This is a genomic window from Lactococcus sp. UBA7128 (assembly GCF_002492185.1).
In the GTDB taxonomy this organism is placed as follows: domain Bacteria; phylum Bacillota; class Bacilli; order Lactobacillales; family Streptococcaceae; genus Lactococcus; species Lactococcus muris.
Genome location: NZ_DKXK01000032.1, coordinates 1 through 8,806 on the forward strand (window position 1 = coordinate 1; position 8,806 = coordinate 8,806).

Genomic DNA, 8,806 nt, shown 5'->3' on the forward strand with positions numbered 1-8,806 from the left:
CGGACTGCGCGCTCTAGCTTTTCCACGCTATCCCCAAAAACACCATCGGCAGAGGCTTTTTCAGCAGTCACTAACTGGCTTGACCCAAACAGAGCAAGTCCTAAAACTGATATAGCAACAAGTTTTTTGATTTTCATAGAAATTCTTCCCTTCAAAGATAAATCTTTTTTAACCGAACCGTACTTGTTAATCTCCTCCCTGTGTCTTCTATTTCCTTTTATCAGTCTAACATAATAAGTTTCTTCTATTTTTTTCAATTCCATGAAAAAGCAGAAATACTTTAAGCTTAAAAAATGCTGCTGCTATATTCCGATGGAAATTAAAAAAAGACCGAAATAATTCTATTTCTTTACTTGTAAATTAAAGTTCGTCTTATCAAGTTCAAAAGAAAAACTGCTCATTTTCTAAACGGTTTAACTTTCAAAAGCTTTATATTTTTTGGTTCTGAACCAAATTCTCCATACATTCTTCTACTTGCCGAACTTATTAAGCTCCTTTCAGAGTCGTGACGAGTTCTTTCTTTTCGAGACGGGTGAGGAGGTGGAAGACTAAAAATAGTTCAATCAAGGCATAAAGTATATAGGCTTCAATAATCGCTAATTCATGTCCCCGCAACATGGAGTGAACTAAGAAAATAAAATTTTGAATAACAATGAGTATAAAAAGTGTTTTATATGTTCTAAAATAGGAAATACCTTGTACTCGACTAAGTACTAACTTTTTCTTATTCACCTTGAAATAGATTACCGTTGTTGATAATATCATCAGGATAAAAAGAACAAAAGCTAAGATATTCATAAAAACCCATGTTATCGGTTCACCAATAAAGCGTTTCACCTCAATTTCTGCGATTTTTGATGTAGGCACGAAAGAAACAAAATTTGAGGATAGCTTATCTTTCTTTAGGCTTGGAAGTATCTCTAAATAGGTTTTTTCTGCACTCTCTTTTATAGGAATCAAAACGCCTAGGGTATTACTACCGTAAAACATATTGCTATAAGTATTAACTCCAGCGTTATTTACCGTATGCACCTCGATTATATCTGCTACAAGCTCTTGTTTTTTACCATTAGAATAAACACCGCCTGCTTCCCCTTCAAATATTGGGATACTTTGTTTATCTTTCATTAAGAACAACTTGATTTCTGTTGCTCGAAACCATGCGCCCTGCATCTCTAGCAAGTCATTATAAGCTTTTTTTATCTCCTCTACTTTACTTTTATAGCGTTCGTTGACAAGTATAACAGCTTCTTTAGTGCTTTTATCTATGTGAATTGGGTTGTTTTCTCTATCTCTAACAGAATATTTATCGAGATAGGCAGAGTTAATCTCTACCCCTTGATAGTCTTTAAGCTTATCATGCCCCAATAATTTCTTGGCAGCGTGTAAACCACCGTTATTTTCGATATATTTAAATATCTCTATGTGTATCGAGTTATCCTTAGCTTCAGAATAACCTAAATTCCAGCCTGCAAAAACACCATAGTCGTCCAAGGGTGTCTTATGCATCAAACCTAGACTGCTATTTAACAAAAGAATAATCCCCATACTTGTAGAGACACTAGCAGCAAAGATATAAACTTTAACCAGATAAACCGAGACGTGGACGCGCTTTAAGAAAGATTTATTATTGGTTTGGGCTACTAAAGATGCTCGACTTACAATACCAATAACAAGTATTACCAGAAGCAGACTTAGTCCCATCAACAGACCGTGACTTATCAAATATTGAAAATCGAAAGTTTTCAGAAGAAATATGCTGTTCAATAACCCTACAAAAAGCTGCACAAACAGAAAACTCCTCATATAAATCCGCAGAAGAATTTCCCAGTTTCCCATTCCATTAAGAGCATAGATAGCAATCTCCTTACTTCGCAAGACCATCCAAACAAGGAGGAAAATAAAATAGAAAAAAAGAATCATCTTGATAAGAAAACGGTACATGTCATTCCCTCGGGTGATTAAAGGCAGAGGATTGTACCATTCAGGTTGAGAGGTTAAGCTGCTTGAACTTGTTGCCAGATTAAATCTTTGGTTTATTTTTTCACTTAAAGCATCTAATATTTTCTCTTTAACATCGGACTCAAAAAATATTGCTGCCCCTTGGTACTGTTCATCGGTCAAGTTTTTTAGCGGTTCATTGCTTACCATTACTTTAGCACCATAATCTGTAAATTCTCTTTGATTTTGCTTTTTATAAGCAGTCTGAAAGTATGTGATATTGGCCATTGGTCGACTAAAGTAGATATTTCCCTTACCATCATAGTCGGCACCAATAAAGCGGGAACGAACAGTAAAAGGAGTATTGAACGCCCTTGATACTTCCTCTATAACTGAGATAAAATCTTTTCGTTCAAGTATTTTTACATCATTTGTCTCATATCGTTCACCCTCGCTTACCTCAGGTGGGTACACTTGTGTATAAGTCGGCTTACTTACATAACGCATCAGCCGATCTGCCTCAATGTCATTAAATCTCATATAGGCAAGCATCACACTCACTAAAGAGAATAAAAGCAACAATGTAATCTTTAAGACTTTATTCATTATTACTTACCACTTATTACCTCTTGCTTCATACCTCCACTCCATTTTCCCATAATAATCACCTGTAGAGGAAGTCCAAACTTTCCAACCAGGTCCATACCAGCCACTCTCCCCTCTCCTGCCTCCAGATACATAGGCACGACTTTGATGAGACACCGCCCAGTTATAATACTCCGCTGTCAAGGTCTTCTTCCCCCAAGAGGCATCTGGCCAGGTCCTAGAGTAGGCTATCTGCCGTCCATGACGTGTAAAATTATTCTGTAAGATACGGACTGCGCGCTCTAGCTTTTCCACGCTATCCCCAAAAACACCATCGGCAGAGGCTTTTTCAGCAGTGGCTAACTGGCTTGCTCCAAACAGAGCGAGTCCTAAAGCTGATACAGCAACAAATTTTTTGATTTTCATAGCAATTCTTCCTTTCAAAGATGAATCTTTTTCTAAAGCAACAGTACTTCTTTTTCCTCTTTTTATCTTAGTATATTCAGTCTAACATAAGAAGACCCTTGTATTTTTTCACTCATATTGGGTTTTTATGAAAAAAACAAAATACTTTAAGCTTAAAAAATACTCCTGCTATATTCAGACGGAAATTAAAAAAAGACCGAAACAGTTCAGTCTTTTTACGTTTTATTTCACTCCGCAATCACTTCAACCTTATAACCATCTGGGTCAATAATGAAGTAATAACGCGTGTCTGAGTTAGGAAGCCCCTTAAGCTCTGTAACTTCAAAGCCCGCTTGTTTTTGCTGTGTGTGCAGTTCTTCCAAGTTATCTACAGAAATAGCGATATGACCATAACCATTTCCCAAATCATAGGCTTCGTGATTATAGTTATAAGTTAGCTCTAACTCATAATCATCACCCGGCAAAGTCAGATAAACTAAAGTAAATTCATACTCCAAAAAGTCGCGGCGACGTTTTTCTTCAAAACCAAAAGCTTCTTGATAAAACTTGATTGAAGCTTCCAAGTCTCTTACGCGGTAACAAGTGTGTGCCATTTTCATTGTTTTTTCCTCCATTTTTAGGCTTCTAAATACATTGCCCAAATATCATCAAAAAGTCCCAGGTTAAAGTAAAAAGGGGCATAAGTTTCCAGATAGGTGGAAATTTCATCAAAGTCCTTTGATTGTTTGGGAAATTGTGTATCCGCAAAAGCCAGATTAGCCAAGCGTGTCACGTCATCCACCTCAACTGGTGCGCGATGGCGCATCAAATAAGTATAAAAGGGCTGTCTCATTTCCAGTTTTCCTCCAAAAACTCATGACGTAAACGGCTAGATAAAGCATAACGCTCTGGATTTTTCTTATAAAAGCCTTGATGATAATCTTCTGCTGGCCAGAACTTTTGCGCAGGTTCTATCGTTGTGACAATCGGGCGATCAAAACGTCCTGAGTTTTGAAGGGCTTCTTTTGACTTCTCCGCAGCTTTCCTTTGAGTTTCACTGGTATAAAAAATCACAGGACGGTAGTTATCCCCACGGTCCTCAAATTGCCCAAACATATCGGTTGGATCTGTCTGTTCCCAGTAAAGTTCTACCAAATCTTTATAAGAAATTTTTTCCTTGTCAAAGATAATCTCCACCGCTTCAGTATGCCCTGTCTGATGGTTACAAACTTGCTCATAAGTAGGATTATCCACATGACCTCCTGTGTAGCCACTTGTCACAGCAAGAATCCCCTCCTGTTCCTCAAAGGGCTGTACCATGCACCAAAAACAGCCGCCGGCAAATATCGCTCTCTCTTTGCTCATCCTCTTCCCCCGTTCTTCTTCGTTGAAGATATTATAACAAAACTCCCTCTCTCATGCACTTATTTTTTTCTTTTATCAGAAACAGTGTTCCTCCTAAAACAAAAAAAGCTGGATCTTTCACCAACTTTTTAATGATGTTTTAGGAAAGAAGCTCTGTTCCTTCAGGACTTTGTTTGATTTTTTTATTCTTCATCAAACCACCAAGCGCTTTCTTAAATTGTCCCTTAGAGATACCAAATGTCGCTTTGATATCATCTGGCGCTGACTTGTCGTTAAAAGGCATTTTTCCGCCCATACTTTCAAGATAAGCAAGAATCATCTGTGCATCAGCATCTAACATTTCATAGGCGCGTGGTTTCGCACTAAGGTTTAAGCTACGGTCTTGATCACGAAAACCAATGACGCGCACTTGAAGTTCTTGCCCAATACGAAGTGTCCCAAAGGTTTCAGTAGGGTGGATAAAACCAAGCATGTTGTTATCTGGAAGATAAACAAAGGAACCTGTTTCTTTGTTACGGTAAACAATCCCTCGTAAGTCTTGGTTTTGCATATTGTTGTAGGCAGGGCCTGACATTTCCCAAAAATCTTGATGCCAAGCTAACTTGCCCCAAAGGCGATTTTTAGAGTCAACGACGATTTTGACAAAGAGCTTATCCCCTTTTTTAGGCCATTGCTCTTTATCTTCAGGTAAGGGAAGGTCATCGAGCGAAACTACGATATCTTTTCCAGCTAAACCGATATCGACAAAGGCGCCCAAGTCGCGACGGACATCTGTCACTGTACCCCAACCGAATTTTTCGCGCGTGGCAGCTGGTTCTTGCGTGGTTAAGCACATCTTATCAGATTTATCCATATAGGCAAAACCAGTGACGATATCCCCTATCTGATGTTCTCCTTCTGATTTTGCCAGACGGAGAATGTTATCATCTTTCTGTAAAAAATAAAATTGATCATTTTCTGCTGTAATAATCGCTGAAAATGTAGTTGCTAATAAATTATTCATTCTTTTTCCTTAAAAACGGCCCCACAGAGCCGTTTATTTTTGATTGTTTTTGTATGCGTACATCAATCATTCTATGTTCATGCTATACAAAATTAAACATCCAAAAGTTCTTTTTCTTTCTCTGCAGCCATTTTGTCTGCTTCTTTAACAGCATTATCTGTTACTGCTTGGATGTCTTTTTCAAGTACTTTCAAGTCGTCCTCTGTAATTTCTTTTGCCTTTTCTTGCTTTTTCGCAGTATCGATAGCATCACGGCGGATGTTACGAATCGCAACTTTTGCACCTTCGATGTATTTGCCCATCTCCTTAACCAGCTCTTTACGACGTTCTTCGGTCAACATCGGAATAACCAAGCGGATAACAGAACCATCATTAGCTGGTGTGATACCAATGTCACTGGCATTCAATGCTTGCTCAATATCTTTCAAGATTGTTTTGTCAAAAGGCGTAATCATCAAAACACGTGCTTCCGGGATTGTGATTGAAGCCAGCTGATTCAGCGGTGTAGGTGCACCATAATATTCTACAGAGATGCGGTCAAGCAAGCTCGCATTGGCACGTCCTGCACGGATGTGTCCCAGCTCACGTTGCAAGCTGTTCAATGAGTTATTCATACGTTCTTTTGCATTGTCAATAATTTCGTTTGCCATGATTTTTCCTTTTTATTTTATTATTATACTTATTCTACTGTAGTTCCGATGTCTTCACCCTGAACAACACGTTTGATATTTCCAGACTCGTTCATATTGAAGACAACGAGCGGAATGTGGTTATCCATTGACATTGTAGAGGCAGTAGAGTCCATAACATGAAGACCTTTTGTGATAACGTCCATGTGTGTCAAATTATCAAATTTAACTGCTGTTTCATCAAGTTTTGGATCGGCATTGTAGACACCATCTACACCATTTTTAGCCATTAAAATAACGTCTGCGTTAATTTCTGCTGCACGAAGTGCTGAGGTTGTATCTGTGGAGAAGTAAGGGGAGCCTGTTCCTCCTGCAAAGATAACAACGCGTCCCTTTTCAAGGTGACGCTCTGCACGACGACGAATATAAGGTTCTGCCACAGCCTTCATCTCGATAGCCGTTTGAACACGTGTTGGCACGCCAAGTGCTTCAAGTGTATCTTGAAGAGCCAAACCATTCATAATCGTAGCCAGCATCCCCATATAGTCTGCTTGCGCGCGCTCCATACCGATTTTTTCACCAGTTACACCACGCCAGATATTACCACCGCCACAAACAATGGCAATTTCTGCCCCCAGAGCATACACTTCCTTGAGCTCCTCAGCAACTTTTTTAACTGTCTCAGGATCAATTCCAAATCCCTTGTCACCTGCCAAAGCTTCTCCCGAAAGTTTTAACAGCACGCGTTTATATTTAATATCAGCCATAGTTACCTATCTCTTCTCTATTCTTTTTTATCCCTACTATTTTACCATAAATTCAATCTGAAAAAAAGACCGTGAGGTCTTTCTAAAAGATTATTTATTTTTTGCGGCTTCGACATCACGTGCAATAACTAATTCTTCGTCTGTCGGAATAACCAAAACTTTAACACGTGACTCTGGGGTAGAAATGATACCATTCGCACCACGCACATTCTTTTCTGGGTCAATTTCCATACCAAACCATGACAAGCCAGCGACGATATCACGACGGGCATCTGTATCATTTTCACCGATGCCAGCTGTAAAGATAAGCGCATCTGCACCATTGAGCACACCAAAATATTGAGCGATAAACTTCTTCAAGCGGTCAATAAACATTTCGTAAGCCAGCAAGGCTTTTTCATTGCCGGAGTTACGCGCTTCTTCTAAGTCACGCATGTCACTTGAAAACTCTGATACGCCGAGTAACCCGGATTTTTTATTGAGAACATCAATGACATCTTGCGCTGAACGTAGACTAGGGTCACTTTCAAGCATATAAGAAATCACAGAAGGGTCCATTTCGCCAGAACGTGTCCCCATCATGACACCCGCTAGCGGTGTGAAGCCCATTGAAGTATCTACTGACTTCCCACCTTCGATAGCTGTAATCGAAGCACCGTTACCAATATGCGCTGTGATAAGTTTTAAATCTTCAAGTGGTTTTCTTAAAGCTTTTGCTGCTTCACGAGACACATACATGTGTGATGTACCGTGTGCTCCATATTTTCGAATAGCATAATCTGTATAGTATTTTGTCGGAATAGGATAACGGTATGCTTTTTCTGGTAATGTTGTGTGAAAAGCCGTATCAAATACCGCCACAGCAAGCGCATCTGGCAGCAGACGTTGGAAAGCTTCTATTCCGAGAACATTTGCAGGGTTATGCAAAGGTGCCAAGGTCGAAAGGTTTTTTATTTCTTCCAAAACCTCGGGTGTAATAACAGTTGACGCCTTAAAAAACTCCCCCCCTGCTACGACACGATGACCAATAGCTGTGATTTCACGGAAGCTACCGATAAGCTTAAAATATATCAACTCGTCCATCAAGAGTAAGACTGCTTGACGATGATCAACTATGTCTTGCTCTCTCTTATGCACTTGATCATCAAACTTGGTTGTTGAAATAGAATCCTTCAAACCAATACGTTCAAAGATACCTTTAGCAATAACCTTTTCTTCAGGCATCTCATAAAGTTGCCATTTTAGAGAGGACGATCCAGCGTTAACAGCGAGTGTTTTTTCCATATTTTAAAAATCCCTTTCAACATGTAAGTGTTTTCTTTTGCTCTTACTAGTATAACATAAGTTTAGGCAATATCTCTATTGATATCTTGTAAGAAGGGGTAAAAATCACTTGTATCAGCGTGCAGAATGCTGTCTTGAGCATACTTTCTGTTTTATAAACTTGTTCTTTAGTTGGAAGAGTTGATGATGAGGGCGGGGCGGGCGCCGCCATTATCTGGGCTAACTATCATATTGCCATTACCGTTTCCTAATTCACCATTTTCTTCCGCATCACGGAAAGCTCCTACGTGCCATGCCTGTGTTGAAGATCTAGGGGTGCGTAACCACCACCATGCCGGTCCAGGATGGGTATTATTCTGAAAAGCGGCAAGACGCCCTAAACGATTAGGAAAAGCACGTCCTGGGCCTGATAAACGTGTAACATCTGCTAAAGATAGTGCAAAAGCACGTGGAGTACCATCTGTATCCACTTGAGTTAAATCTTCCGCAACCGTTGGGAAATCACTTAAGTTTATTGGTAACCATTGACCGGGGCCCTCAAACACAATATCTTCAGAAGCTACAGTCCCCGTCACAAAAGTATCTGCCACCGGTCTTACCATCGCTTGAACTGTTGGTTCAAGGTTATCATACCATTCATTCATACGGATATCCTGATTATTCCAAGAAACACTTGTAATAGCAGCATTCCGGATAATCATGTGGTTTCCGTTATCCATATCTTCAAGGTAGCGATACTGCTCCCCGGCCATGGTAAAGATACGCCCCGGACGCATGGTCGAAAAGTCAAAAGCATCTGGTTGACTGTCTTCGTTAGGCAATGGGTT

General features: G+C 39.7%; 10 protein-coding genes. All 10 read right to left on the minus strand.

What is annotated here, in order from left to right:
• Positions 1-486: 486 nt before the first annotated feature.
• Positions 487-2,547, minus strand: a complete 2,061-nt coding sequence (locus B4H39_RS04090) for a DUF1430 domain-containing protein (protein WP_251422024.1) — start codon at positions 2,545-2,547, stop codon at positions 487-489.
• 6 nt (positions 2,548-2,553) lie between these two features.
• Entirely contained in the window at positions 2,554-2,952 is a 399-nt protein-coding gene (locus tag B4H39_RS04095; protein ID WP_251422021.1) for a hypothetical protein, read from the minus strand.
• 227 nt (positions 2,953-3,179) lie between these two features.
• On the minus strand, positions 3,180-3,551 hold the full coding sequence (locus tag B4H39_RS04100) for a VOC family protein (protein ID WP_251422018.1): 372 nt from the start codon (positions 3,549-3,551) through the stop codon (positions 3,180-3,182).
• Positions 3,552-3,568: 17 nt separating this feature from the next.
• Positions 3,569-3,784, minus strand: coding sequence for a YozE family protein (locus tag B4H39_RS04105; protein WP_202231651.1), 216 nt, complete (start codon positions 3,782-3,784; stop codon positions 3,569-3,571).
• Positions 3,781-4,296: a peptide-methionine (S)-S-oxide reductase MsrA gene (gene msrA / locus B4H39_RS04110; RefSeq protein ID WP_251422016.1), complete on the minus strand. Its 516-nt coding sequence runs from the start codon at positions 4,294-4,296 to the stop codon at positions 3,781-3,783. The genes B4H39_RS04105 and msrA overlap by 4 nt, the downstream gene beginning before the upstream one ends.
• A 139-nt stretch (positions 4,297-4,435) precedes the next feature.
• Positions 4,436-5,299, minus strand: coding sequence for a CvfB family protein (locus B4H39_RS04115; protein WP_251422013.1), 864 nt, complete (start codon positions 5,297-5,299; stop codon positions 4,436-4,438).
• A gap of 92 nt (positions 5,300-5,391) precedes the next feature.
• Positions 5,392-5,949 carry a ribosome recycling factor gene (frr, locus tag B4H39_RS04120; RefSeq protein ID WP_251422010.1) on the minus strand — a complete coding sequence of 186 codons (558 nt, stop codon included), beginning with the start codon at positions 5,947-5,949 and terminating at the stop codon, positions 5,392-5,394.
• A gap of 29 nt (positions 5,950-5,978) precedes the next feature.
• Positions 5,979-6,695, minus strand: coding sequence for a UMP kinase (gene pyrH / locus B4H39_RS04125; protein ID WP_251422007.1), 717 nt, complete (start codon positions 6,693-6,695; stop codon positions 5,979-5,981).
• Positions 6,696-6,785: 90 nt separating this feature from the next.
• The gene (locus tag B4H39_RS04130; protein WP_251422004.1) at positions 6,786-7,979 is read right to left on the minus strand and encodes an acetate kinase; all 1,194 of its coding nucleotides are present in this window, start codon (positions 7,977-7,979) and stop codon (positions 6,786-6,788) included.
• 167 nt (positions 7,980-8,146) lie between these two features.
• Positions 8,147-8,806 (minus strand): DUF6273 domain-containing protein (locus B4H39_RS04135; protein WP_286927522.1); only part of this gene is annotated, 660 nt, incomplete at its 5' end.